Origin of the sequence: Nonomuraea sp. NPDC005983 (assembly GCF_040614375.1) — a bacterium.
GTDB lineage: Bacteria > Actinomycetota > Actinomycetes > Streptosporangiales > Streptosporangiaceae > Nonomuraea.
Genome location: NZ_JBEXUP010000031.1, coordinates 37,790 through 62,231, shown reverse-complemented (window position 1 = coordinate 62,231; position 24,442 = coordinate 37,790). Strand labels below are relative to the sequence as shown.

The window sequence follows — 24,442 nt, the reverse complement described above, 5'->3', positions numbered from 1 at the left end:
AGGAAGTCAACACTTGGAGGATCGATGCTGCACGTCAGCTACGCCACCGCCCCGGCCCCCGGCGCGGTCAACCAGGACTACGTGATCGCAGGGCCGGGCTGGGTCGCGATACTGGACGGCGCGACCCCTGCGCCTGGCGTGGCGTCGGGTTGCGTGCACGACGTGCCGTGGCTGGTGCGCACGCTGGCCGGGTCGGTGATGGAGCGGATCGAGAGCGCGCGGACTCTCTCGGAGGTGCTCGCCGAGGCGATCTCGGCGACGATGAGCGCGCACGCCGGCACCTGCGACCTGGCAGATCCGAACTCGCCGTCGTCCACGATCTCCATCCTGCGCCGCACCGGTGACCAGCTCGAATACCTGGTGCTGTGCGATTCGCCGATCGGCGTGCTGCACGCGGACGGCACCGTCGAGGTGATCCACGACGACCGCACGGATCACCTTCCCGGCGGCAGGCCGTACTCGCTTGCGGTGGTGGAGTCGTCGCGGAACCGGCCGGGCGGCTTCTGGGTGGCCTCCACCGAACCGGCCGCGGCGTCCGAGGCGCTCACCGGCGTGGTGGACGTGGCCGGCGTCCGCGGCGTCGGCCTGTTCACCGACGGCGTCACCCGCCTGGTCGAATGGTACGGCCGGTCGTGGGAGGAGCTGCTGGCGTCGGCGTCCGAGAGCGGTCCCGCGAGCCTGCTCGTCCAGGTGCGTGCGGCCGAGCGGGCGTACGGCCTCCCACGGCCCGGCAAGCTGCACGACGACGCGACGGCCGCCTGGGTCGTGCCCGTCCTCCGGGACGCGTAGAGTCTCGTGGATCAGGCGAACCCTGCGGCGCGCGGCCCGTTGACGGGACGGGACCGCTGAACGGCACACCGGCGGCGCGTGAGAGACTGCGCGGACCTCGACGTCGATCCACGGAGTCCTGCTGGTGCGTCCACCCGCCATTGTCTGCGTTTCGGTGTTACTGCTGGCCCTGACTGCCTGCGGAGGCGGGCCGGAGCCCCAGACGGCACCGACCTCCCCCGCCACGTCGCCGCCACCGGCATCCGGGACGCCGCTGCCGGAGACCAAGGCCCCCGAGACGAAGGCACCCGAGACGAAGGACCCTGAGACGAAGGACCCTGAGACCCGGACCTCCGAAACGAAGGCGCCGACGCCCCGGCCCGCGCTCGCCCGACCCGGCACCGTGTGCGGCGAGATCCAGCCGCCCGGCAGCGGCCCCATGGCCGCGGTCGCGGTCGCCGCGGGGCGCATCGACTGCCGCACCGCCCTGCGGACCTTCCGCACCTACTACCGGGCAGACACCCCCAAACAGGGCAGCGCCGGGGTCGCGACCGTCGGCGGCTGGCTGTGCGCCAGCAACTCGGCCGCCCAGGCGAACATCAGCGGCCGGCTCTCCACCTGCCGGAAAGCCGCCACCAAGATCGTGGCAGACGTCATCCCCTGACGTGCGTCGAGCGCCGCCGTGCGATCGGCACCGGCGCCGATCGCACGCCAGGCGGCCGAGCTCGTCAGCACTCCCGCAGGCCAGGCGCGGGGTCCACCGTGGTTTGGACGTCCACGGCGGGCACGTTGCCCCACTGGCCGTTGTCGAGCTGGGTCCAGTACCAGATGTCGTTGCCGCCGCTGTGGGGGTCACCGTGGCCCCAGCACTGGAACCAGCTGAAGGTCGTGTTCAACGTCCCTCTGATCAAGGAGCCGTAGGACCGGTGCTCATAGCCCCTGGCCCCGCCCTTGTTCCCGCAGTAGAGCCGCGCGTCCGCCCGGACGCCGCACTCGGCGGCCCGAGCGGCGGTGGCGGGCGCGGACGACGCAGACGACGCAGACGACGCGGGCGCGGTGGTCAGTGTGGCGCCGAGCACGGCGGCGCCGGTCAGAACGATCGTGGTGGCTTTGGCGAGCAACATGCGCATACTCCTGCGATAGGGAAAGACGGAAGACCCCCGCCGGACGGGCGGACACCCGTCCAATCGCAGAATGTACGTGATCAACTACTCGCTGCGACGGCTCTGAGAGTAAGGCGGAGGGTAAGACTCCCGCATCTCAGGCACCGCTAACGCCCGAGGCGCCCCGGTGCGGGCGGTGGGGCGTCGGATGGCCCTAGCCGGTCAGTAGTACCCCTTCTCGCCGTCGACGAGTTCCCGGATGATATCCGCGTGACCGGCGTGCCGGGCCGTCTCCTCGATCATGTGGATCAGCATCCACCGCAGGGACCCGGCGGCGGACCGGAAGTCGGGGTGCTTGCCCACGTCGTCCAGCGAATGGGCGGCGACGATCTCGTTCGACACCGCGCACTGCCGGTCGTACTCCTCCAGGAGCTGGGCGAGCGGGACGCCCTCGACCATCATGTCGGCGTCCTCCTCCTCGCCCTCGAACTGCGGCCCCGTGGCCGGGCGGCCGAGGAAGAGCACCTCGAACCAGCAGTGCTCGACCCAGCGCATGTGGGAGACGAGGCCCGCCATCGTCATCAGCGGCGAGGCGGGCAGGACGGGCCGGTGCGCGTCGGCGTCGGACAGCCCTTCGCACTTCCAGTGGATGATCGAGCGCTGCATGTCAAGCCAGCCGACAAGCTGGGTCCGCTCGTCGGCGGTGAAATCGGGGCGATTGCGAGGAGGGGTCATGGCCGGCGAGGCTACCGCAGCGGGCCTCCGGCACGCAGGTGGTTTTTCGCCGGACGAGAGCGCGGGATCGACCACCGGCGCAGTCGGCCGCCCGCTGCCACCCTCTCGTCAACCGCGAGTTGACACAAACCATACGTCAACCTACGGTTGACGCATGTCGCTGAGAGGCGTACATCCGGCGCTCCGCTTCGCCATCATGACTCTGATCGTGGTCGGCCTGCTGATCGCCACGCTGTGACCAGCGCCGACGCCGGGCCACGGCCGCGACCACCGTGTCGGCGGCGCCGGTGTGGAGGAAAGCCCAAGAAGGGGCCCGGCAACGTCATCGGAGCCGGGACATGTGTCGCTCGATCAGGGCGATGTCGGCGCGATCCTTCGGGCGGTCGAGTCGCCGCTTCCACCGGCGGATGTCGTCGAGTGACTCGTACCTGAGGCCGTCGATCGCGTCGGAGCGATCCATCAACTCGTCGACGGTCCCGCTTTCAGGAAACCAGCCGTTGAAGATCTCGATCTTCCCGTCCAGCAGGACGACCCTGTGCACGTGCTCACCGAACGGCGATGAGGTCGGCGTGCCGAGCGAGAGGGCCGTGGACCAGGCCTCGTCGCGGGCGACCACGTCGAGATCCCCGATGGCGTCCTTGATGCCGTGGGCGAGCAGCGGCCCGCTGCCGGCGATGACGAAGTGGTCCGGGGGGAGGCGCAGGGACAACAGCGCCTGGACCAGTGGGTGCTCTATGGCCTTCATGAGAATCCTCAGGTCGGGACGACGGCGCGCAGGCCGGCGCCGGGCTTCGCGATCATACGGGTGGTGATCAGTGCTGTGGGCGGAGAGCGCGGACCTGGTGTCAGCTGCGGTGTCGTGGTCGCGATACCGTCCTGACATGTCCCGATCTGCCGGAGCCGGCCCCTCCCCCGTCACCGCCGACGATCTCGAGCTCGCCGTGCGGCTCGCCGTGGCCGTGCTGCGTGAGGCGCCTCCCACGGCGTGGGACCGCCGGGCCGGTTCGCTGGAGTGGGACTGCTGGGAGACCGTCGAGCACCTCAGCGACGACCTCTTCGCGTACGCCGTCCAGCTGGGCCCCCAGACGCCGCCCTTGGACGGCGACGTGCCCTTCGTGTGGGAGAGCCGCCGGCCAGGCGGCCCCGCGAACGCCGTCCACGCGGACCGCGCGGCGGGGCCGCCAGGGCTGTTGCAGGTGCTGGAGGCGAGCGGCGCGCTGCTGGTCGCCATGGTGCGGACGACGCCCTCGCACGTCCGCGCCCACCACGTCCACGGCGCGTCGGACCCTGAGGGGTTCGCCGCGATGGGGCTCGTGGAGACCCTGGTCCACACGCACGACCTGGCGGAGGGGCTCGGCCTCGCCTGGGCGCCGCCCTCCGGGCTGTGCTCGCGGGTGCTCGCCCGGCTGTTCCCGGACGCCCCGCTGAACACCGACCCCTGGCCCACCCTGCTGTGGGCCACCGGACGCGGCGAACTGCCCGGACGTCCTCGTCTCACCGCCTGGCGCTGGTACGGCGCCCCCAGGTCGTAGACCTCTCAGCCGGCCAGCACCGTGATTCCGAGAATGCGCGCGCCCGTCTCGGTGCGGGGCCGATGGCGGCTTCCCGGGGCGAAGACCACGTACGTGCCGGGCCCGTGGCGTTCCTCACCTTCGATCACCTCCCCGCTCAGCACGTAGTACCGCTCCTCGCTGGCGTGCACGTCCACCTCGGGCCATTCGGTTCCGGCGGCGAAGTCGATCAGCCAGCCGCGGGCGTGCTCGGTCGCGGCTAGCCTGCGGCGGACGATTCCCGGGACCACCTCGACCGGCGCGACCTCCTCGACCTGGACGACGGTCTTCAGCGCGTTCGTGATGTCACTCATGTAGCTAAATGTGGCTCGTGGCCGCCCATCCGGACGAGAGTCCGGAATGACATCTCCAGGTACATTTCTGCCATGACTCGCCATAGGGTGGTGGCACTGCTCAACGAGCCGCAGTCGCCCTTCGAACTCGCCTGCGCCGCCGAGGTCTTCGGCACCGTCCGGCCGGAACTGCCCGTCGACTACGACTTCGAGGTGTGCGCCGAGCAGCCCGGCCCGCTGCGGACCACGACCGGCTACTCGATGCTGGTCGAGGCCGGCCTGACCGCCCTGCGGCGGGCGGACACGGTGGTCGTCCCCGGGTGGCAGCCGCCCGGCGACCCCGTACCGGGAGCGGTTCTGGAGGAGCTGCGGGCCGCGCACCGGCGCGGGGCGCGGATCGTGGCGATCTGCACGGGCGCCTTCGTGCTGGCCCAGGCCGGGCTGCTGGACGGGCGCCGCGCGACCACCCACTGGCGCCGGACGGCCCAGCTCGCCGCCGCCTTCCCCCAGGTGCAGGTCGACGCGGACGTCCTGTACGTGGACCACGGCGACGTGGCCACCAGCGCGGGCACCGGCGCCGGCATCGACCTGTGCCTGCACCTCGTCCGGCATGATCACGGTGCCGCGTACGCCGCCCAGGTCGCCCGGAGCATGGTGCTGCCGCCGCACCGGGAGGGCAGCCAGCTCCAGTACGCCGCCCCGCCCACACCCGCCGACGCGGACGAGTCGCTGACCCCGCTGCTGCAGTGGGCCGTGTCGCGGTTGGACGCGGATCTCACGGTCGCCCGGCTCGCCGAGCGGGCCGGGCTGTCGAACCGGACCCTCGCCCGCCGGTTCGCCCAGCAGCTCGGCACCAGCCCCGGGCAGTGGCTGCTCGGCCAGCGCGTCAACGCCGCGCGCTCGCTCCTGGAGCAGACCAGCCTGCCGGTGGAGGCGATCGCCGCCCGCGTCGGCCTCTCGTCGGCGGTCAACCTCCGGCGGCGCTTCCGGACCGCCGTCGGCACCACGCCGGGCGCCTACCGGCGCGTCTTCGGCCGTGATCAGGACCCACCGGCCCCAGGCGTTGAGGGTGTGGTCGACAGCGTGCAAGGCGTTGGCGAACCAGCGGGCAGGTATGTGACACACGTCACTTAGGCGAAGAATCGCCGCGCAGCTGCCAGGCCCATCGGGATCAACCGCGCCGGGCGTAACGGGCCGCCAGTCGGCCTGACGTCGGCGCCATCGGCATTTGCCCCGCTGACCTGCCGGACTTAGCCTGGCTGTATGCGCGCATCGACCTCGGCGGAGCGCGCGGGAAACCTTCCCGCCGAGTTGGCGAGTTTCGTCGGCCGCCGCCGAGAGGTGGCCGAGATCAAGCGATTGCTGTCCGTGTCCCGCCTGGTGACCTTGACCGGTGTGGGCGGCGCAGGCAAGACGCGGTTGTCTTTGCGGGTGGCGGCCGACGTGCGCCGGGCGTACGCCGACGGCGTGTGGTACGTGGAACTCGCCGCCCTTGAGGACCAGGCGTTGCTGACGCATACGATCGCGACCGCCCTCGGTGTGCACGACCGCAGGGCGCGCTTGCAGGCGCCCGTGCTTGCCGAGTATCTCCAGAGCAAGCAACTGCTGCTGGTTCTGGACAACTGCGAGCACCTGCGCGGCGCGTGTGCGGCGCTCGCGGAGACGCTGCTGCGGGCAGCTCCACATCTGCGGATCCTGGCCACCAGCCGGCAGCCCTTGGGACTGACCTGTGAGCAGACCTACCAGGTGCCGACCATGCCGGTCCCGGACGGCGATCTGTTGCCGCCGTTGGAAACTCTCGCCCACTACGAAGCAGTGATCCTTTTCGCGGATCGAGCAGCGGCCGTGCATCCGACGTTCACCCTCACACCGACCAACTTCGCGACCGTTGTTCAGGTGTGCCAGCAGGTCGACGGCATCCCGCTGGCGATCGAACTGGCGGCGGCCCGGCTGCGCCACCTGTCGCTCGACGACATCCTGGAACGGCTCCAAGACCGTTACCGGCTGCTCACCATAGGCAGCCGGACGGCCCTTCCCAGGCACCAGACACTGCGCGGACTGATCGACTGGAGCATGGAGCTGTGTTCGGAGCAGGAGCGAACGCTCTGGTCCCGGCTGTCGATATTCGCGGGAGGCTTTGACCTGCACGCCGCCGAGGCGGTCTGCGCGAGTGACGGCATCAGCGGCGACTCCGTCGTCGATCTGGTCGCCTCACTGGTTGACAAGTCGATCGTGAGCTGCGAGGAGCATGAGGGGCGAGTGCGCTATCGACTTCTGGAGACGATCCGCCAGTACGGTCAGGATCGACTGCGGGAGTCGGGCGACAGACACGCGTTGCGCGCACGTCACCAGAGGTACTACGGGCACCTGGTGGAGCAGGCATGGGCCCAGTGGTTCGGTCCAGATCAGGAACGGTGGCTGCGGCGCCTGCAGGACGAGCACAGCAACATCCGGATCGCTCTTGAATACTGCTTCACCGAGCCCGGTGAGGCCGAGTACGGGCTGAGAATCGCCGGCGCGCTGTGGTACTTCTGGATCGCCACCGGGCTGACCAGCGAGGGACGCCGCTGGCTGGACAGGGGCGTGCGGCTGGCGACCGAACCAAGCCCGTCACGCGCTCAGGCGCTCTGGGTCAACGGCTACCTGCGCATCGTGCAGGAGGACGTCGCCTCCGCGCAATCCATGATCGCGGAATGCATGCGCCACGGCCGGCAACTGAACGACGCGCACGCCTGCGCCTGGGCCACCCAGCTCGCCGGGATGACCGCCATGTCGAATGGCGACCTGGTCGAGGCTCACCGGTTGCTCGAGGAAGCCCTGGCACGGCATACAGCCAACGGAGACCTCATCGGCGCCCTCGACGACCGCTTCTACCTCGCCGCCGTCGCCGCGTTGCGCAACGACGCCCACGAGGCGACCACCGTATGCGAGGAGGCTTTGGCGTTGTGCGCCGCCCATGGCGAGCGCTGGTTCAAGTCCTACATGCTCTGGGACCTCGGGCTGGTGGCCTGGCAGATCGGCGATCGGCAACGGGCCGCGGCAGCCGTACGCGACGGCCTGTGCCTGGCCAAGGTGTTCAACGAACAGTGGGCCATCGGTTTCTGCATCGAAATGTTGGCCTGGATCGCCGAAGCCGAAGGCCGGCATCATTGCGCCGCGAGGTTGCTCGGCGGAGCCGAAACCATCTGGCAGCGCGTCGGTGCCCCGCTGTTCGGCATGCGCCATTTGAACAGCCGCCACGACCAATGCGTCGAGCTGCTGCGCGACGCACTCGGTAAACGCACATTCGACACCGAACTGCGCCACGGCACCCGGTTGATGCTCGACCAGGTCATCGCCTACGCGCTCGAGGAGCAGGAGAACCGCAGGCCGAGGGCCGGCGCTCGGTCGAACACGCCGCAGGAGCTCACGTCGCGAGAGGCCCACGTCGCGAACCTGATCGCCCAGGGCCTCAGCAACAAGGAGATCGCCGCGAAGCTGACGATCGCGCCGCGCACGGCCGAGGGACACGTCGAGCACATCCTCTGCAAGCTCGGCTTCACCTCTCGCGCTCAGATCGCCGCGTGGGTGGTCGAGCAGCGGGATCTCAGAACAGCCCCAGGCTCAGGCGACGGCTTCCAGGCGGCCGACGACTTCCGCACACAGCATGATCACGGCGCGGTCGCGCGGGACGTCCATCTCGATCAGGAGGAGTAGGGGGTCACTCGCCTCCGAACTGTGCGGATCCGCGACGGCAGAGACCCCGTACCCGTACCTCCGCATCACGCCCCTTCGTGGGCCTGCCTGTGCGGCGCGGCCCACGATCGGGACGTCAGGCTGCCCGTCTCAGCGGCCTGGCGGGGGAGATTCCCCGGCCTTCGAACCGGGGAGGACGTCAGTCCACGCCCACGTGCACGGGCCCGCCTCGCCAGTCGACGGCGGTGAGGATGTGCGCGGGAACGCGGAACACCCGTCCGGGAGCCATCGGCCACCAGACGCGCTCGCGCGCGATGACCCTGCCGTCCTGCCGGAGCACGATCCGCGGGGCCGGAACGTACCGATCGCTCCACAGGAGCAGGCGCCGGCGGGCGGGTGCCGGGTCGCCGGGGCGGAAGAGCTCCGGCGCCACCCAGCGGAAGGGCGGGTCGGCGATGAGGCGTACGTGCTCGGCGGGCGCGCCCTGGCCGTCCAGCCATCTGAGGACGGACGCGGCCACGTGCGAGCCGTCGATGGCGGCGATGTCGGCGGTGTCGACCGGGTGGAGCAGGTTGCCCACCGCGAAGACGCCGGGACGGTCGGTGCGCAACGCGCTGTCGACCAGCGGGCCCAGTGTTCCCGGGTCGAGGGCGATCCCTGCGGCCCGCACCAGCTCGTTGTCGGGGATCCAGTCGCCGGTCAGGACGAGCGTGTCGCACTCGACGATCCGCCGCTCACCGGAGTCGAGGTCCGCGATCTCCACCGCTTCCAGCTGCCGACGCCCGATGATCTTCGTGACGCGGGTGCGGGTGGCGACCCTGGTGCGGAACAGGATCCGGCCGGGGACGGTGAAGAAGGAGTAGGAGTCCGGCTTCGGGTACTCCGTGGTCATCAGGACGGTCTTGCAGCCCGCCTCGCTCAGGGTCAGGACGGCCGACCAGCTCACCAGCTCCGCGCCGACGACGACGGCCCTCCTGCCGGGCCTGCCGTGCTGGAGGTGGACGAGGTTCTGCAGGTGCCCGGTGGTGTAGACGCCGCGCGGGCGGTCGCCGGGGATGAGCCGGGCGGGGCGGGGTCGCTCGCGGGCGCCGGTGGCCAGGATGACGGCCCCGGCCTCGACACGGATGCGGCCCTGCGGGGTGGTGGCCTCGATCGCGCGCTCGCCGGCCCAGTTCGTCACGGTGGCGTTCGTCCGGATGGTCGCGCCCGCGGCCTCCGCCTGCCGCACGAGCCTGCGGGCGTAGGCGGGGCCGCTCATGAAGCGGCCCATGTCCCGCATGCCGTAGCCGGGATGGTCGCTGTGCCGGGGGATGCCTCCCGCCGTGCTCTCCCGCTCCAGGACGAGGACGTCGCCGCCGAGTCTCGGCGCGAGCGCGCGGGCGGCTGTCAGACCGGCCGGGCCCGCGCCCACGATGGCGACGGCCGGGGTGAGGGTGGTGAGGTCGGTCGTCATCGGCTGTCGTCCTGCCTGGTGTTCATCGATCGGTTGACCTCGGCGCCGCAGAAGAACCCCTGGCAGCGCCCGTTCATCGCGCGGGTGCGGCGGCGCAGCCCCTCCACACCGGCCGGTGGGATCGGCGAGCGGAGTGCGTCGCGGATCTCGCCGGCGGTGACCCGCTCGCAGAAGCAGACCACCGTGCCGTAGGCGGGGTCGGCGGCGATCCTGGCGGCGTCCTGGTAGGGGCGGAGGAACGCCTCTCCGAGGTTGGGCATGCGGGGCGGCTCCGGCAGGTCCTCGCGTGGCCGCAGTGCCAGCCCGGCCTTGTCCACGAGCCCGGCGACGTGCTCGGCGACGGCCATGCCGGAGGTGAGCCCGGTCGAGCGGATCCCGCCGACCAGGACGTAGCGTCGCCGCGCGTCGGCCTCGATGAGGTAGTCGGGACGGTCGATGGCGGCCCGCAGGCCGGCGTACGTCGCCGTGACCTCCTCCCGCAGCAGCTCGGGCAGCAGCTTCTCCCCCTTGCCCAGCAGGAACTCGAGCCCCTCCTCCGAGGTGCCGGTGTCGGTGCGGTCGGTGCGGTCCTCGGCGGTCGGGCCCAGCATGACGTTGCCGTAGATGGTCGGGCTGATCAGCACGCCCTTGCCGCGGGAGGTGGGCACCGGCAGCACGATCCGGTCGACGAGCGGCCGGGCGAGCTTGTCGTAGACGAGGAGCTCGCCGCGGCGCGGGGTGACGGTGAAACGGTCGTAACCGAACAGCCGGTCGACGACGTCCGCGCCCAGGCCGGCGGCGTTCACCACCCAGCGGGCGCGCACGTCGCCGCCCGAGGTGCGCAGCACGGTGTGCTCGCCGCCGTCCTCCACCGCGTGGACTCGCCGGTTCAGCAGCAGCGTCGCGCCGCGCTGGACCGCCTCGGTGGCCAGGGCGAGGTTGGTCGTCCAGGTGCAGATGATGGACTCGTCGGGAACCGTGAGCCCGCCCAGGGCCCCTTCCCCGAGGTGGGGCACCTGACGGTAGACCTCGTCGGGGCCGACGATCCGGGTCTTGGTGTAGCCGTTCCGCTCCGCCTTCTCCCGCAGGCCCGGCAGGGCGTCCAGCTCCTCCTGGTTCCAGGCCACCAGCAGGGCGCCGGTGCGCTCGACCGGGATGCCGGTCCGCTCCGCGTACTCCGACAGCAGGCGGTAGCCCTCACGCACCAGGCGGGATTCGAGGGTGCCCGGTGTCGCATCGAACCCGGTGTGCAGGATCGCGGTGTTCGCCTTGCTCGTACCGTCTCCGACGTCGTCGCGCGCCTCCAGCAGCGCGACGCTCAGCTCGTGGCCCGCCAGCTTCCTGGCGATGGCCGAGCCGACGATGCCGGCGCCGATCACCGCGACGTCGTACGTGGTGATGGACGGCGTGCTGTTCACCTTTCTCCTTCTCTCGTCAGGGTCGCGGCCACGGCCCCATCCCATCGGGCGCGGAACTCCCGCGCCTGCTCGACGGGCCATCTGGGCTCGTAGCTGGTGCTGGGCTCCCACTCGTCGACCGCGTCCCGGAGGGACAGCGAGGGGTCGAGCGCGGCGCGAGCGAGCGCCACCGCGCCCAGCGGGGTGGCGTGCTGTGAGGGGTAGACGTCGATCGGGACCTGCGCCAGGTCGGCGACCGCCTGCATGAGCACCCGGCTCCTGGTGAGCCCGCCGTCGGCCCTGAGCCTGGTCAGCGGCTGCCCGAGGTCGCCCGCCACGAGCTCGCCGAGCATGGCGACCTGCGCCGCGATCCCCTGCAGCACGGCCAGCACCAGGTGTTGCGGGCCGGTCGAGAGGGTCATCCCGGTGAACGCCGCCTTGGCGTCCGGACGCCACCAGGGCGCGGCCAGGCCCGCCAGCGCCGGGACGCACAGGACGCCCTCGGGGTCGTCCGCGGCGACGGAGTCGAGGTCGGCCGGGGTGCGGATGAAGCCGAGGTCCTGCATCCAGCGCACCGCGGAGGCGGCGGTGTACACCTGGCCGTCGAAGCAGTAGGTGGTCTCGCCCCTGACATGCCAGGCGACCGACGCCGCCAGCCCCGCCGTGGAGCGTGCCGCCGAGCCGCCGGTGTTGGCCAGCAGGAACGCGCCCGTGCCGAAGGTGCACTTGGCGTCGCCCGCCGTCAGGCAGTTCTCGGCGAGCAGCGCGGCCTGCTGGTCGACCACGAGCCCGCCAACCGGGACATCTCCGCCGAACGCGGACGTGCGGCCGACCACCTCGTCGCACGCGACGATGCGCGGCAGGCGCTCGTCGCCGAGCTGGAACAGCTCGAGCAGCTCCCGGTCCCACTCGACGTCGTCGAGCCGGGTGACCAGCGACCGGCTGGCCGTCGCGGCGTCGGTGACGAACTGCCCGGTCAGGTGGTGGACGATCCACGAGTCGGAGGTGGTGACCACCCCCTCCCTGGTGACGTTGCGGCGCAGCCAGGCCATCTTGGGCGCCGAGAAGTACGGGTCCAGGACCAGCCCGGTCGTGTCGGCGATCCGCCGGCCGTCGCCGGCCAGCTCGTCGCAGATGCCCTGCGAGCGGCGGTCCTGCCACACGATGGCGTTGGAGAGCGGCTCGCCGGTGCCGGGATCCCAGGCCAGCACGGTCTCGCCCTGGTTGGCCATGGTGACGCCGTCGATGCGCACCCCGGCCTGCGCGACGGCCTTGCGGCCCGCGTTGAGCACGGAGTCGAGCAGCTCTCTCGGGTTCTGCTCGACCCCGCCGCCGGACAGGTAGGTGGGCCGGACGGGGAGCTCGGCGAGACCGAGCATCCGGCCCTCGCCGTCGACGACGACCGCCTTGGTGGCGGAGGTCCCTTGGTCTATCGCCAGGATCGTCGTCACGGCCGGTGCACCTGATCCCGGTTCACGGCGTCCGCGTCGAGCTCCGCGAGCTCCGCGTCGATGGAGTGCATGTCGGGCATCGCCAGCCGTTTCGCCCCACCCCGCCTGACCAGCAGGTAGGCCAGGTAGACGGCGCCCAGCGCGAGCATGACGAGCACGTACCGCCACGGGTCGGCGAAGGAGTCGTCGCGGAACAGCAGCAGCTCGAAGACGAGCCAGACCAGCGCGACGACGATCACCGGGATCTCCCAGCGGCCCAGGTTGAACCCCTTGCTCGGGGGCAGCCACCTGCGCTTGACGACGTACATGACGACGGTGCCGGTGTAGATGATCGCGGGCAGCAGGGTGGCGGCGGCGAACAGGCTGAACAGGGCGCCGGTCCGGTGGGAGAAGATCGCCAGGATCAGCTCGCCGACGACGAACATGAACACGGTGGCGTTCAGCGGCGTGCCGAACGTCGGGGAGATCTTGCGCAGGGCCTGCCAGCCGGGGAACCGCTCGTCGCGGGACATCGCCCACACCAGCCGGACGCCGGTCATCAGGATCACCATGCCGCAGGCGAAGATGGCGATGACCACCAGGACCAGCAGGCCGGTGCCGACGACCGGGCCGAGCACCCGGGCGATCACGTCCGCGATCGGGGTTCCCGACTTGGCCAGCTCGACCGGGTCACCGGCCAGCAGCGTTACCGCGATGAGGAACAGGAAGCCGAGGACGCCCGAGGCGAGCACCGCCTGCCACATGGCGCGGGGGACGACCCTGGCCGGGTCCTTCGTCTCCTCCGCGAGGTTGGCCGCCGACTCGAAGCCGACGATGGTGAACGCGCCGAGCAGGAAGCCCAGCATCCACGGACCCGCCGAGTTGAGGGTTCCCAGGCTGAAATAGCCCTCGGCGGGAACGTTGCCGGTACTGAACAGGTTCGCGAAGTTCACCTCCTTGGCGACGAACCCCACGACCAGCAGGAGCACCACGAGGGCGATCATCCCGACGAGCTCGGCCGACACGGCGAAGTTGTTCACCCGCTCGGTCCACTTGGTCGACAGCGCCACCAGGAGGGCCTGGAACAGGATGACCACGCCGGTGATCACCCACGCGTTCAGCGGGGAGCCCTCGTACTGGAGCAGCACGGGAAGCACGGTGGAGGCGATGGTGTAGTCGACGGCCACGACCACGATCGCCAGGAACGTGAACGAGATCCAGCCCATGATCCAGCCGAGCACCGGGTTCGCCAGGCGGGACACCCACTGGTAGGAGTATCCGCTCACGGGGATGCGGGCGGCCAGGGCGCCGAAGATGAACGCCACCGCGAGCTGGCCGATGATCACGATCGGCCAGGTCCAGATGCCGGCGGGCCCCGAGCTGTTCAGCACGGACCCGTAGGTGGTGAAGATGCCGGTGGCGATCGACACGAAGGCGAAGGCCACCGCGAACGAGGCGAATCGGCCGGTGCCGCGCTTCATCGCCTGCTTGTAACCGAACTCCTCGACGCCGCCGGATGACTGCTCTCCGAGGGGGGATGGTGAATACTGGGTCATGGATTGCCCAACTCCGTTGTCGCTAGTCAGATGGTGAACCGGCTGGGGTGGTCCCGAGCCGGGTGACGTGCCCGCGTCGCCCGGCTCCTCTGGAGATCACGAAGAGATGATCACCCCGCCCTTACTCGTGATGGCGGCGTGCACCTCCGGCGGCGGCTCCGCCTCTGTGATGAAACCGGCGAACTCGTCCACCCCGGCGACCCGGTGCCGCACGACCCTGCCGAACTTGCTGGAGTCGGCGAGCACGTAGGAGAGCGGCGCGTTCCGCAGGATCACCCTGCGCACGGCGACCTCGTCGAGGTGGTAGTCGGTCAGCCCGGCCGCGGCGTCGACGCCGCCCGAGCCGAGGAAGGCGACGTCGGGGTGCAGATCGGTGAAGAACGCCTGGGCGATCGAGTTGGACAGCGCGAGATCCCCTCCGCGCAGCCTGCCGCCGCAGACCAGGACGTCGATCCCGGGCCGCTCGGCGAGCTCCGCCGCGACCAGGAGGGAGCAGGTGGCCACGGTTCCGGAGAAGTCGTGCGGGAGGGCGCGGGCCATGCTGACGGCGGTGGTGCCCACGTCGATCACGACCGTCTGGCCGGGCCGGACGAGCGCGGCGGCGGTGCGCCCGATGCGCTTCTTCGCCTCGGCGGCCGACTCGGCGCGCTCGGCGAACGGCGCCTCCTCCCCTGCCGCCCGGCCCAGCGTGCTGGTCGCCCCGCCGTGCACGCGGGCGAGCGCCCCCTGCCGCTCCAGCAGCACGAAGTCGCGCCGGATCGTCTCCGCCGACACCCCGAACTCCCTGGCGAGGTCGTCGGTGCTGACGATGCGGGAGGACCGTAGCGCCTCCTCGATCCGCGAATGCCGCTCAGCAGGCAGCACGACTGCCCGCTTCTGTGGACTCCTGTGGCTTCATGAGGGTTAGTATGCGTCGCTGTGGATTATCCAGTCAATAGGTGAACCCGCGCTGAACTGCGGCAACGCTCTGGGGGAGAGCGTCGTCGTCGCGAGCGGCGGGGGCGGGAAAGTGGGCCGGCTCCCACAGCCGAGGGCGTGGAAGTGGCCCTCCTTCCAAACTAAGGCGAGCAGCGACGTGCCTGCGCTCCTGCGGGCGGTCGCCGCGTCCGTCCGGCAGGCGAGCGTCGCGCGGGGCGCACGGACCGGCTCCGCTCGGCGGGTTGCCGCCACGCACCGGGGTAGGTGCCCGGGAATGACTATGCGGGCTCCGTCGCCTCCGCGAGTCGCCTGGCCGGTGATGTGCCTGCGCTGGTCCGCGCAGGCGTTCCTGCACTGGCGCTATCCCGCCGCCGCCGTCCGTCCGCTCGTGCCCGCCTCGCTCACGGTCGAGACCTTCGACGGGACGGCCTGGGTCAGCCTGGTCCCCTTCCTCATGGAGGGCGTCAGGCTGCCGGGCACACCGGCCCTGCCGTGGCTGTCGCGGTTCCCCGAGGTCAACGTGCGCACGTACGTCCGCGACGAGCGAGGGCGCGGCGGGATCTGGCTGCTGTCGCTGGACGCCGCCCGCCTTCCCGCCGTCCTCGCAGGGCGGGCCGGCTACTGGCTGCCCTTCCACTGGTCACGGATGTCCCTGCGGGTTGACGGCGCCCGGTGCCGTTACCGCTGCCGGCGCCGCTGGCCGGGGCCGGGCGCCCGGTGCGACGCCGAGGTGGAGGTGGGCCCGCGCCTGGAGGAGTCCGAGCGGGACGGGCTGCCGGACTTCCTCACCGCCCGCTACCGGCTGTTCACCGTGGTCGCGGGCGGACTGGCCACGGCCGAGGTCGAGCATCCGCCCCTGCCGCTGCGCCACGCCCGGCTGGTCGCGCTGGAGCAGGACCTGCTCCAGGCGGCGGGCCTGCCGGCCCCCGACCACGCTCCCCTGCTCCACGCCTGCCCCGACGTGCCGGTACGGGTGGGGATGTGGAGCCGGTGACGCCACGAGCCATCCGCCTATATACAAATTTTTGCCGCTACTGGTATATAGGGATACAGGCGGTCGCTGTCGTGGTCCGATGAGATCTGGTCCACCGTCCCGTTCTGGGCCCGGCCCGTTCTGGGCTGTTCTGGGCCTCTTCTGGGTCCATGCCAGGCAGGAGGTCTCCGTGCTCCCGCCCCGGATCGTGCGGCGCGTCGTCCTGGCCCCGCTGCTCATCGTGCTGACGCCGGTCCTGCTTCTCACGCTGCCCGCCTGGCTGGTCCTGGGCACGGCAGCCTCGCTCGGCACCCCGCCCCCACGACGCAGGGGGACGCGGTTCGTGTGGTTCGGCGCGGCCTGCCTGACGCTGGAGTGCGCCCTGCTGATCGCCTGCCTCGGCCTCTGGGTGGCCAGCGGCTTCGGCGGGCGGCTCAACCGCGACCAGTACCAGGACCGGCACTACGCCCTGATCACCTGGTTCCTGGGCAAGGTGTACGGCGCGGCCGAGAGCGTCTTCCACCTGGCCGTCGACATCCACGAACCGCTGCTCACGCCTGCCGACCGGGCGGCCCTGCGGGCCAGGCCGGTGATCGTCCTGTCACGGCACGCGGGGCCGGGCGACTCATTCCTGCTCGTCCACCATCTGCTCGCCCGGTACGGCAGGCGGCCGCGGATCGTGATGAAGACCAAGCTCCAGTTCGACCCCTCGGTGGACGTGGTGGTCAACCGGCTGCCGAACGCCCTCGTGCCGGCGAAGGGCGGCCGGCGCCGGGTGATCGGGGAGATCCGGCGGCTGGCGTCGACCATGGACAGCGGCGACGCGCTCGTCCTCTTCCTCGAGGGCGGCAACTTCACGCCGCGTCGCCGCCGCCTGGCGATCAGGCAGCTGGAGGAGAAAGGGCTGGCGGAGGAGGCGGCCAGGGCCCGCCGCCTGGAGCACGTGCTGCCGCCCCGCCCCGGTGGCGCCATCGCCGCGATCGACGCCTGTCCCGCGGCGGACGTGGTGTTCGTGGCGCACACCGGGCTCGACGACCTGGTCACCCTCGGGGACATGTGGCACAGGCTGCCGGCCGCGGCCCGGATCACCGCGCGGTGGTGGCGGGTGCCGGCGCCCGAGGTGCCACGGGAGCGCGAGGCCCGTATTCGCTGGTTGTTCGCCCAGCGGGAACGGATCGACACCTGGATCGCCGCCAACCACACCACACCCAGATCCACCCAAACGGCCATATTTCACGACAAAGACCCTAAGTAGTGCTAAATGGCATCTATCAAACTAGAGTGTTTATGCGGACTACGGGCCGCAGGGGGAGGCTCAGTCATGGGAATGGACGACAAAGCCAAGGGCAAGGCCCACGAGGCCAAGGGCACGATCAAGGAACGCCTCGGCGAAGCCACTGGCAACGCGTCGCTCCGGGCCAAGGGGAAGGCTGAAAAGGTCAAGGCCAATCTCAAGCAGGCCGGGGAGAAGGTGAAGGACGCATTCAAGAGATAGGACAAGTCACTGAGTGACAGACTGCAGCGGAAGCCCACCCGGGAGGCAGGCTTCCGCTGTCACGTGCCACCTGTTCTTCGCGAAGCTCCCCTCTCGCCTGCCCCGGCCTTCGCGACGCTTCCGCTGTCGCGTACTACCGGTCTTCGGGAAGGAGCGTCCCGAGCGGCCCCAGGTCGAGATTGAGGTCGGCCGGCGACAGGTCGAACCGCTCGCACAGTTCGGTCATGGCCTCCTCGAGCCGCATCAGCGTCACACCCAGCACCTCGACCTGCTCGTCCGACAGGTCCCCTTGCTCCATCCGCCGCACGCACTGGCGCTCCACCAGCTGACGCACCAGCTCGACCAGGGTGAGGACGAGGCGCGACAGGTCGCGTTCCACCGCCTCCCGGTCGGCCTCGATGCGCAGGCGGCCGGAGCGCGCCTCCCGCACCTGCTGCGCGTTCCGCACGCCCGGCTCATCGCCCGATCTGGTCGTACCCGCCTCCCTCAGCTGCCGTGCCGGACTCGCGAACCGACATGATCAGTGCGCGGACCGAGATGCGGACCAGGTCGATGTCCGCGATGGACAGGACCAGGTCCCCGCTCACCACCACGCCGCCGGCCAGGAGCCGATCGAGCAGGTCGACCAGCGCCACCCGCTCGGCCGGCAGCCGACCCTCGGCGGCCAGGACGGCGCCGCGCGGCTCGTCGTGGGTCACCGCGCGCCTCCCTCCTCCAGGACGGTGAACGAGTAGGGCGCCCAGGGGCCGGTGAGCTCCAGCTCGATCCCCTGGCCGCGCAGCTCGTCCAGGGCCCGCGCGAACTCCTCCGCGCGCTCCTCGTCGACGAGGTAGGCGCCGTTGAGGACCATCCAGTCGTCCCGTCCTGAAAGCTCCGGATCCTGCGCCCGGTGGCGGCGGCTCGCGACCGCGACGGACCTGAGGACGTCGTGGATGCGCTCCGCCCGTGCCCCCGCCTGCCGCCACGTCTCCTCGCGGGTGCGCAGGCTCGCCTGGCGCCGTCTGAGGTAGTCCGTTCCCGGGCTGGAGGACTCCTGGCGGCTCGCCTCGCGCTCCTGCGGGGCGGCAGGCTGGGCGGCAGTTTGGGCCTTCTCGACGTACGCCTTCACTCCCCATTCCTGCCGGCCGGCGACGCGCGAGAGCATCTCCACGAAGTCGTCGTGCCGCTCGTCCAGCAGCCGGCGGACCTGCTCCTCGCCGCTGTAGACCGTGACGAGCCGCACCGGGGCCACCGGAGCCGCCGCCGCGACCGCTTCCACCACGCGGTGGTGGGCGTGCGCGGTCTCGCCCAGCCAGTCGAGATCCTCCATGGATCGCCGCAGCGGTTCCTCGCCGAACTGGTCGAGCGGGACGGTGCTCACGTACGCGACGAGCCCCGAACGGGCGATGGTCCGCACGGCCTGGCCGGCCACCCCCCTGAGGCCTTCCGGGCAGAGGACGTCCACGTCCCGGGCCACCGCGTAGAGGTACGTGCCCGCGTCAGCCACCACGCTCATCCCTTCTGTAACCGTCGCGCTCATCCCGCCTGACCTGCCGATCCTCGACCGCCTCGACCTGGGCTTCGACGGGCTCGATGGAGCGGCGCCTCGGGCGGCCCTCCTCCAGTGCCGCGATCCGATCGCGCAGCCGGCGGTTCTCCTCGACGAGGGTCTGGTCCTTGCCGGTGAGCCAGGGGTCGTGCTCCCACCAGTCGATGCCCATCTCCCTGGCGGTGTCGACCGAAGCGATGATCAACCGCAGCTTGATCGTGAGGAGCTCGATGTCCAGGAGGTTCACCCGGATGTCGCCGGCGATCACCACGCCCCTGTCGAGGACCCGCTCCAGGATGTCGCCGAGGTTGGCCGGCTCGCGTCCCGCGGGCATCGTGGAAGTGTAGGGTCGGCGCTCCACCGCCCCCGGCCGGTACTGCTCGGTCATCGCGGCCCCTCTTGGCTGTCGCCGCTGCCGCGCCGGTAACGCCGCAGCCTTCGGTAGGCGAGCAGGTTGCCCTCCATGTCCAGCTCGGCCTCGTAGAGCGCGAGGATGTCGCCGGACGAGGGGACGCGGCGGTCCTCGACGACCTCGACGTCGACCAGCCACCCCTCGTCCTCCGGCATCACCCGCGTCACGCCCTCTATCTCCCTGCTGGTCAGATCGGCGATGTGACGCAGCCCGAGGCCGCCCGCTGTCGCGGCTGACAGGCTGCGAGGGCGACGTCTCGGCTCCCTCGTCTCCGTGGAGTCGTCGGCGGGCTCCCTCGAACGCGCCGAAACCGGTACCCGGGTCTCCCCCTCGTCGCGTGCCCTTCGCCTGGCAGGCACGAAATCACCTCCTCCTTTCCTGCCGTGCGGGCTCGGCCCGGCCGGGCCCGCCGACCATGCCCTGCAGGACCTCCTGCATCTCCAGAGCCTCTTCCTCCTCCGAGATCTGGCCGGCGGCCCTGGCCCTCTCGATCTCCTCCAACCGGCGCCGGACCACGACCGGATCCCGCATCTCGCGCTCGACCTGCTCCTGGATCACCTCTCCGAGCCGGATCACGCCGCGGAGCGGCGCCACCGGCCAGCCGAAGAGGATGCTGATCAGGCCCATCAGCCGCCCTCCTGCCCGGCGGTCAGCACGAAGTCGTACGCTGCCAGCGGGCCGAGCAGGCGCAGCCCGATCCGCCCCTCCCACTGCTGGGAGTACTCGTCCACGGCCTCCCGCACGTCGTCCTGCCGGTCTCTTTCGACGAGCAGCGCCAGGTGCACGGCGTCCTCCTCGTGGGACGGGTCGCGCACCACGGTCAGGACGCTGAGCGGGGCGAGCCGGTCGAGGATGTTCTCCGTGTCGGCCTCCCGCTTGGCGCTGACCGCCTGGCTCACCAGCTCCCCGAGCTGGATCCGGGCGTTCCTGGTCGCGTCCTCGGGCTTGCCCTTGATCTCATCGCGCAGCTGGGCGGCCTCAGGGCTCTCGCTCAGCACCTCCCTGAGCAACGTGCGCTCGTCGTAGCGTCCCTTGACCACGAACTCGGCCCGGCCCTCCAGCTCGTCGAGGGCGGCGAGGAACTCGTCGTGATGGGGCGCGAGCAGCTCGTCCGCCACCGCTTCCAGGCTCGTCATCACCGCGCCGAAGCGGAGGGGAAGCAGGGGCACCTCGGCCGCGGTGGCGTCCAGCAGCTGCTGGTGCGCCATGAGGTCGTCGGGTGTGCCGAGCGGCCGGTCGATGGCGATCTCGCTCACCAGCGCCCCGATCTCGCCGTGCGGTACCAGCCGCACGGGCGCCGGAGGGGATCCGACCCCGCGCGCGTCGTCGGAGACCTGCACGTCCGCCGGGACGATTCCGTAGACGTAGGCGCTGGGGCCCTGCTCCTGGGCTGTGCTCTCGTCCGGAGCGGCGGCTGGGGCGGTTTCGACGGATTCGGCCATGATCAGCTCTCCTCTTTCCGGCGGTGGGCGGAGTCCCGCTCCGAGCCGAGCTCACCGACGATGTCGTGCAACTTCTCACCGGCGGCTTCCAGCACCCCCTGCGCCATCTCCTTGCTCTTGTCGCCGATCTGACCCCCCTTCACCTCCTGCATGATCTCTGGCAGCCCCTGGCCCTGTTCTGCGAGGTCCAGCCGGTTCACGGCTTCGGCGAAGCGCAGGTACGTGTCGACACTGGCGATCACGATGCGCGCGTCGATGGTCAGGAGTTCGATGCCGACCAGCGAAACCCGGACGTAGGCGTCGAGCACCAGGCCCTTGTCGAGGATGGTGTCGATCACGTCCGCCAGACCCGTCGGAGTCGGACGCTCTGCCATTCCGCCCGCCGCGGGTTGCACAGTCATTTCCCAGCTCCTCGATCTCGCCCCGCCTGGCGGCGGCGTCACCCTCGGCGAGCCCCCGCCCTGCGGCGAACCGGCCGCGACGGTGCTTCCTCTTCTTCCGCGGGACGCAGCCGCACCGGGCGTCGGACGCCTCGACCTCTGGCAGGCTCGGCGCGGCGACGGGGTCGCTCTTCTTCCTCTGCCTCGTGTTCGGCCGCGGGTTCCTCTTCCTCCTCGTATTCGAGTTCCTCCGGCTCTTCTTCCTTCTCTGGCTCCTCCTCGGCCCGCTCTTCCTCGGCCCGCTCTTCCTCGGCCCGCTCTTCCTCGGCCCGCTCTTCCTCGGCCCGCTCTTCCTCGGCCCGCTCTTCCTCGAGTGCCTCCTCGTGGTCCTTGACCACCTCGCCCTCGTGGATCTCGCCGCGCCAGCCGCCCTCCGCCATCTCCTCGGGATGCAGCAGGACCTGCGTCATGACGTGCCGTCGGAAGTGCTTGAGCTCCAGACGCGCCCGCCTGCCCTGCGCCCGCCAGAGGGCGCCGGTGTGCTCGAACAGCCCCTGCGGGTGGTATTCGAGGACGACCAGCACGCGGGTGAGATCAGGGGTGAGCTCGTGGAAGGTCACCGCACCATCGACGTGGCCCTTGGCCGCCTTCGACCGCCAGATGATCAGCCGGTCGGGCACCTGCTCGAGGATGTGCGCCTCCCAGGACCGGTGAGACAGGAAGATCTGCGCCTTCCAGTTGAGCTTCTCGTCGGATTCCTGCTCAACGTTCTCCACCTTTTTCATGAAGCCCGGAAAATCCTGGAACTGAGTCCACTGGTTGTAGACGACCCGGATCGGAGCGCCCACGTCGATCGATTCAACGATGTTCGTGACCTTGAGCTTTCCGCCCTTCTTGCCCTTCTTGCCCAGCCCCTGGAACGCCCCCTTGACGGCTTCCCCCGCCCCGGCCAGCAGGCCCTTTCCAAGGATCTTCCCGACGCTCAGCTTGTCCGACCCGGTGATGGCGCTGATCAGCCCGGTGCCGCCGCCTTCGGCGAACTCCGTGAGCCGGCCGGTCAGGCCCTCGATCCGGCCCGTCATGGACGACAGCGCCCGCTCCACCAGAGCCTGAGCGAGCTTCTGCAGCCCCTGTACCAACAGCTCCGTCGGCAGTTCCTGCGCGGCCTTCTGGACCGGCTTCGCCTTGGTCGCCTGAGTCATGGACCTCACCTCCGCCCACGGCTCACCGGCGGGGCGGAACGTGTCCGCGGCCGCTGAGCGCGAGTCCCCTCCTCTGGAGATTCGTAGTCCTCCTCAACGTACTCTTCCTCCTCTTCCGGCTCCTCCTCCGCGGCGCGCGGGCGGCCCGCGTGCCGCAGCGAGTCGGCCCGGCCGTGGAGCTTCTCGGTCAGGGAGTCGATCTGCCTGCTCGTCGCGGCGACGGCGGCCGCCTTGCCGACCTCCACCAGCTCTCCGCGCAGCCGACTGGTGAGTTGCTCGATCTCCGGGGACGAACCGATCATCTTGATCCCCTGTTTCAGCAGGCCGCCCTCGCTTCGCCGCATCCCACCGACCGCTCCGGCTGCCGCCAGTGCGGCCGCCCAACGCAGTTTGTGGCGTCGGCCAAGGACGTAGCCTGCGATGAGAGCCAGTGCCACCCGGCACCTGTCCTTCATGACCCGGCCTCCTTACTCTGCTGCACCGCCGCGACCTCCCTTCCCGCGAAGTGGATACAGAAACACATAACCGCCGAAAACGGACGGACCTTTCACCCAACTCCCGGGGAACCCCGCAGGCGTACCCGCCTCGAAGCAATGATTGCTCTACACAAGACCAGCCTTACGCGGACAAACCGCCGAGTAAATCGCTTCGAGCATGCCCGGTCAGGTATGTCACCCAGCAGCCCTGGCCGCATCGCCAGCGCGTCCCCATTGCGGACCAGCAGCGACACCATGCCGCCCGGGGCGACGACCGGCGCGATGGCGTCGAGCAGCGGCCCCGGGTCGGAGAAGTACATGAGAACGCCGTGACAGCACTGCCTGCACGCCCGCGGTCCTCGGCCGGGTTCAGGGTGGCAGGCAACCGATTTCGGGGCCGCGGCTCCTGGTCAGCGCGTGCTGCGCAGACTGCGGTTCCGTGCGGCGATCCGCTGCCGAGCAGCCTCGTACAGGATCGCCGTTGCGGCGTTGGCCGCATTCAGGGAACTCGCCGCGCCGGTCATCGGGATGCTCACCGTGTAATCGCACAACTCGCGCCACGTGTTGCTGAGTCCGCTGGTCTCGTTGCCGACCAGGAGCAGGAGCGGCTGGGTGAAGTTGAAGTCGAAGACGTCGCAGTCGCCGTGCTCGTCCGTCCCAACCAGCACGACCGGCCGCCCCGAGGCACGCTGGACGGCCACCCAGTCGGTCACCTCGCGGGGCGACGGTACCCGGACGGCGGGCAGGGCGAACAGTGACCCGGTGCTGGCGCGAACCGACTTGGAGTCGTAGACGTCGGCGGCGTGCCCAGCCACGATCAGGCCGTGCGCGCCGAAGGCGTCGGCCGAGCGGATGATGCTCCCGATGTTTCCTGGGCTGGTCGGCCGGTCGAACAGCACCCCGAGGAAGTCGTCCCCGACCGCTATCCGGCCGAGGTCGTCGGCGGGCATGCCCACCACGGCGATCACCTCGGGGGCGGACTCGTTCTTCTCACCGAGCTCCGCCAGCAGATCCGGAGCCATGGCGATCTGCTCCGTCCGTACCGCCCGCAGCAGTTCCTGAGCCCACCGCGACAGACTCCGGCCCCCATCGAAGATCAGTGTACGCACCGGCCAGCCGTACTCCACCGCCAGTGAGATGGGTCGCACGCCCTGCACCAGGAACTCCCCCGCCCGCTGGCGCTTGCCGCGGTTGGTGAGCAGCGCCTGCCACTGCTGGAACCGGGCGTTGCGAGAGGTGATCCGCTGGGCCGCTGGCACCTGTCCCCCAAGTGTGAAGAGTCCGATGGCTTCCTTTGACGCGCTCTGGTCCGTCAGACTCCGTACCGGCGCGCGACGCAGATTACCTGGCGGAGGCCTCGAAGCAAGGATTGCTCTACACAAAACCAGCCTTACGCGGACAAACCGCCGGGTAGGTCGCTTCGCGAAGCCCGCAAAGAAGGGAAGATCATCATGGAGGGTTTCCCCATCTGGTCTGTCACCGGGCTGCTCTTCGGCACCGTGGTCGGCCTGGCAGGAGCGTTCGGCGGCCTCGTCGCCTTGCTGATCGTGCTCGTCCTCGGCGTGCTGGGCTTCCTGATCGGGCGCGTCCTCGAAGGCGGGCTCGACATGTCGTCGATGCGTCCGCGACGCCAGTGACGTCCACCCTGCTCTGACCCGGGGGCTCTGACGCGGGGCG

The 24,442-nt window shown here is 70.5% G+C and carries 28 protein-coding genes and 1 pseudogene; 9 read left to right on the top strand and 20 right to left on the bottom strand.

Annotated elements, in window-relative coordinates:
* Positions 1 to 24: 24 nt before the first annotated feature.
* A complete protein-coding gene (locus ABZ297_RS16805; RefSeq protein ID WP_355346122.1) occupies positions 25 to 789 on the top strand; it encodes a protein phosphatase 2C domain-containing protein in 765 nt (254 codons plus the stop codon).
* Between the two features lie 154 nt (positions 790 to 943).
* Positions 944 to 1,432, top strand: coding sequence for a hypothetical protein (locus tag ABZ297_RS16800; RefSeq protein ID WP_355346119.1), 489 nt, complete (start codon positions 944 to 946; stop codon positions 1,430 to 1,432).
* A gap of 64 nt (positions 1,433 to 1,496) precedes the next feature.
* On the opposite strand, the gene ABZ297_RS16795 is transcribed toward ABZ297_RS16800, so the two are convergent.
* From ABZ297_RS16795 to ABZ297_RS16785, 3 genes are all read right to left on the bottom strand, one after another.
* Positions 1,497 to 1,892 carry a hypothetical protein gene (locus ABZ297_RS16795; RefSeq protein WP_355346116.1) on the bottom strand — a complete coding sequence of 132 codons (396 nt, stop codon included), beginning with the start codon at positions 1,890 to 1,892 and terminating at the stop codon, positions 1,497 to 1,499.
* 201 nt (positions 1,893 to 2,093) lie between these two features.
* Positions 2,094 to 2,606: a DinB family protein gene (locus ABZ297_RS16790; RefSeq protein WP_355346113.1), complete on the bottom strand. Its 513-nt coding sequence runs from the start codon at positions 2,604 to 2,606 to the stop codon at positions 2,094 to 2,096.
* 322 nt (positions 2,607 to 2,928) lie between these two features.
* On the bottom strand, positions 2,929 to 3,351 hold the full coding sequence (locus ABZ297_RS16785) for a hypothetical protein (RefSeq protein ID WP_355346110.1): 423 nt from the start codon (positions 3,349 to 3,351) through the stop codon (positions 2,929 to 2,931).
* Between the two features lie 136 nt (positions 3,352 to 3,487).
* Between ABZ297_RS16785 and ABZ297_RS16780 the strand changes: the two genes are divergently transcribed.
* Entirely contained in the window at positions 3,488 to 4,138 is a 651-nt protein-coding gene (locus tag ABZ297_RS16780) for a hypothetical protein (RefSeq protein WP_355346107.1), read from the top strand.
* A 5-nt stretch (positions 4,139 to 4,143) separates the two neighbouring features.
* On the opposite strand, the gene ABZ297_RS16775 is transcribed toward ABZ297_RS16780, so the two are convergent.
* Positions 4,144 to 4,470, bottom strand: coding sequence for a cupin domain-containing protein (locus tag ABZ297_RS16775; protein ID WP_355346104.1), 327 nt, complete (start codon positions 4,468 to 4,470; stop codon positions 4,144 to 4,146).
* 72 nt (positions 4,471 to 4,542) lie between these two features.
* Here ABZ297_RS16775 and ABZ297_RS16770 point away from each other — a divergent pair, with 72 nt between their 5' ends.
* Together ABZ297_RS16770 and ABZ297_RS16765 are read left to right on the top strand one after the other, a co-directional pair.
* The gene (locus ABZ297_RS16770) at positions 4,543 to 5,583 is read left to right on the top strand and encodes a helix-turn-helix domain-containing protein (RefSeq protein ID WP_355346101.1); all 1,041 of its coding nucleotides are present in this window, start codon (positions 4,543 to 4,545) and stop codon (positions 5,581 to 5,583) included.
* Positions 5,584 to 5,712: 129 nt separating this feature from the next.
* Positions 5,713 to 8,145 carry a LuxR C-terminal-related transcriptional regulator gene (locus tag ABZ297_RS16765; RefSeq protein WP_355346098.1) on the top strand — a complete coding sequence of 811 codons (2,433 nt, stop codon included), beginning with the start codon at positions 5,713 to 5,715 and terminating at the stop codon, positions 8,143 to 8,145.
* Between the two features lie 178 nt (positions 8,146 to 8,323).
* Here the strand turns inward: ABZ297_RS16765 and ABZ297_RS16760 are convergent, their stop codons facing one another.
* The 5 genes from ABZ297_RS16760 to ABZ297_RS16740 form a co-directional block, all read right to left on the bottom strand.
* Entirely contained in the window at positions 8,324 to 9,577 is a 1,254-nt protein-coding gene (locus ABZ297_RS16760; RefSeq protein ID WP_355346095.1) for an FAD-dependent oxidoreductase, read from the bottom strand.
* Positions 9,574 to 10,974: an NAD(P)/FAD-dependent oxidoreductase gene (locus ABZ297_RS16755; RefSeq protein ID WP_355346092.1), complete on the bottom strand. Its 1,401-nt coding sequence runs from the start codon at positions 10,972 to 10,974 to the stop codon at positions 9,574 to 9,576. The genes ABZ297_RS16760 and ABZ297_RS16755 overlap by 4 nt, the downstream gene beginning before the upstream one ends.
* A complete protein-coding gene (locus tag ABZ297_RS16750; RefSeq protein ID WP_355346089.1) occupies positions 10,971 to 12,404 on the bottom strand; it encodes an FGGY family carbohydrate kinase in 1,434 nt (477 codons plus the stop codon). The genes ABZ297_RS16755 and ABZ297_RS16750 overlap by 4 nt, the downstream gene beginning before the upstream one ends.
* Positions 12,401 to 13,939: an amino acid permease gene (locus ABZ297_RS16745; protein ID WP_355346086.1), complete on the bottom strand. Its 1,539-nt coding sequence runs from the start codon at positions 13,937 to 13,939 to the stop codon at positions 12,401 to 12,403. Before ABZ297_RS16745 ends, ABZ297_RS16750 begins: the two co-directional genes overlap by 4 nt.
* Before the next feature lie 96 nt (positions 13,940 to 14,035).
* Positions 14,036 to 14,803: a DeoR/GlpR family DNA-binding transcription regulator gene (locus ABZ297_RS16740; RefSeq protein WP_355346084.1), complete on the bottom strand. Its 768-nt coding sequence runs from the start codon at positions 14,801 to 14,803 to the stop codon at positions 14,036 to 14,038.
* Between the two features lie 328 nt (positions 14,804 to 15,131).
* Between ABZ297_RS16740 and ABZ297_RS16735 the strand changes: the two genes are divergently transcribed.
* The 3 genes from ABZ297_RS16735 (at position 15,132) to ABZ297_RS16725 (ending at position 17,325) form a co-directional block, all read left to right on the top strand.
* Complete coding sequence (locus ABZ297_RS16735) at positions 15,132 to 15,851, top strand: DUF2071 domain-containing protein (RefSeq protein ID WP_355346081.1); 720 nt, start codon at positions 15,132 to 15,134, stop codon at positions 15,849 to 15,851.
* A gap of 169 nt (positions 15,852 to 16,020) precedes the next feature.
* Entirely contained in the window at positions 16,021 to 17,085 is a 1,065-nt protein-coding gene (locus ABZ297_RS16730) for a 1-acyl-sn-glycerol-3-phosphate acyltransferase (protein WP_355346078.1), read from the top strand.
* A 66-nt stretch (positions 17,086 to 17,151) separates the two neighbouring features.
* Positions 17,152 to 17,325 carry a CsbD family protein gene (locus tag ABZ297_RS16725; protein ID WP_355346075.1) on the top strand — a complete coding sequence of 58 codons (174 nt, stop codon included), beginning with the start codon at positions 17,152 to 17,154 and terminating at the stop codon, positions 17,323 to 17,325.
* Between the two features lie 133 nt (positions 17,326 to 17,458).
* Here the strand turns inward: ABZ297_RS16725 and ABZ297_RS16720 are convergent, their stop codons facing one another.
* The 11 genes and pseudogenes from ABZ297_RS16720 to ABZ297_RS16670 form a co-directional block, all read right to left on the bottom strand.
* Positions 17,459 to 17,773, bottom strand: a complete 315-nt coding sequence (locus ABZ297_RS16720; RefSeq protein WP_355346072.1) for a gas vesicle protein K — start codon at positions 17,771 to 17,773, stop codon at positions 17,459 to 17,461.
* A gap of 7 nt (positions 17,774 to 17,780) precedes the next feature.
* Positions 17,781 to 18,023: a gas vesicle protein gene (locus ABZ297_RS16715; RefSeq protein WP_355346069.1), complete on the bottom strand. Its 243-nt coding sequence runs from the start codon at positions 18,021 to 18,023 to the stop codon at positions 17,781 to 17,783.
* Positions 18,020 to 18,820 (bottom strand): GvpL/GvpF family gas vesicle protein, encoded by an 801-nt coding sequence (locus ABZ297_RS16710; protein WP_355346066.1) that lies wholly within the window; start codon positions 18,818 to 18,820, stop codon positions 18,020 to 18,022. Before ABZ297_RS16710 ends, ABZ297_RS16715 begins: the two co-directional genes overlap by 4 nt.
* The gene (locus ABZ297_RS16705) at positions 18,804 to 19,187 is read right to left on the bottom strand and encodes a gas vesicle protein (protein WP_355346063.1); all 384 of its coding nucleotides are present in this window, start codon (positions 19,185 to 19,187) and stop codon (positions 18,804 to 18,806) included. Before ABZ297_RS16705 ends, ABZ297_RS16710 begins: the two co-directional genes overlap by 17 nt.
* A gap of 50 nt (positions 19,188 to 19,237) precedes the next feature.
* Positions 19,238 to 19,624: a gas vesicle protein GvpO gene (gene gvpO / locus ABZ297_RS16700; protein WP_355346060.1), complete on the bottom strand. Its 387-nt coding sequence runs from the start codon at positions 19,622 to 19,624 to the stop codon at positions 19,238 to 19,240.
* Between the two features lie 4 nt (positions 19,625 to 19,628).
* The gene (locus tag ABZ297_RS16695; RefSeq protein WP_355346057.1) at positions 19,629 to 19,892 is read right to left on the bottom strand and encodes a gas vesicle protein GvpG; all 264 of its coding nucleotides are present in this window, start codon (positions 19,890 to 19,892) and stop codon (positions 19,629 to 19,631) included.
* A complete protein-coding gene (locus tag ABZ297_RS16690; RefSeq protein ID WP_355346054.1) occupies positions 19,892 to 20,707 on the bottom strand; it encodes a GvpL/GvpF family gas vesicle protein in 816 nt (271 codons plus the stop codon). The genes ABZ297_RS16695 and ABZ297_RS16690 overlap by 1 nt, the downstream gene beginning before the upstream one ends.
* A 197-nt stretch (positions 20,708 to 20,904) precedes the next feature.
* Positions 20,905 to 21,081, bottom strand: a pseudogene (gene gvpJ / locus ABZ297_RS16685) (gas vesicle protein GvpJ); the annotation flags it as partial.
* Between the two features lie 65 nt (positions 21,082 to 21,146).
* Positions 21,147 to 22,289, bottom strand: coding sequence for an SRPBCC family protein (locus ABZ297_RS16680; protein WP_355346051.1), 1,143 nt, complete (start codon positions 22,287 to 22,289; stop codon positions 21,147 to 21,149).
* A gap of 5 nt (positions 22,290 to 22,294) precedes the next feature.
* The gene (locus ABZ297_RS16675; protein WP_355346048.1) at positions 22,295 to 22,744 is read right to left on the bottom strand and encodes a hypothetical protein; all 450 of its coding nucleotides are present in this window, start codon (positions 22,742 to 22,744) and stop codon (positions 22,295 to 22,297) included.
* A gap of 431 nt (positions 22,745 to 23,175) precedes the next feature.
* Complete coding sequence (locus ABZ297_RS16670; protein ID WP_355346045.1) at positions 23,176 to 24,024, bottom strand: TrmH family RNA methyltransferase; 849 nt, start codon at positions 24,022 to 24,024, stop codon at positions 23,176 to 23,178.
* A gap of 192 nt (positions 24,025 to 24,216) precedes the next feature.
* Here ABZ297_RS16670 and ABZ297_RS16665 point away from each other — a divergent pair, with 192 nt between their 5' ends.
* Entirely contained in the window at positions 24,217 to 24,402 is a 186-nt protein-coding gene (locus tag ABZ297_RS16665; protein WP_350811621.1) for a hypothetical protein, read from the top strand.
* Positions 24,403 to 24,442 lie beyond the last annotated feature (40 nt).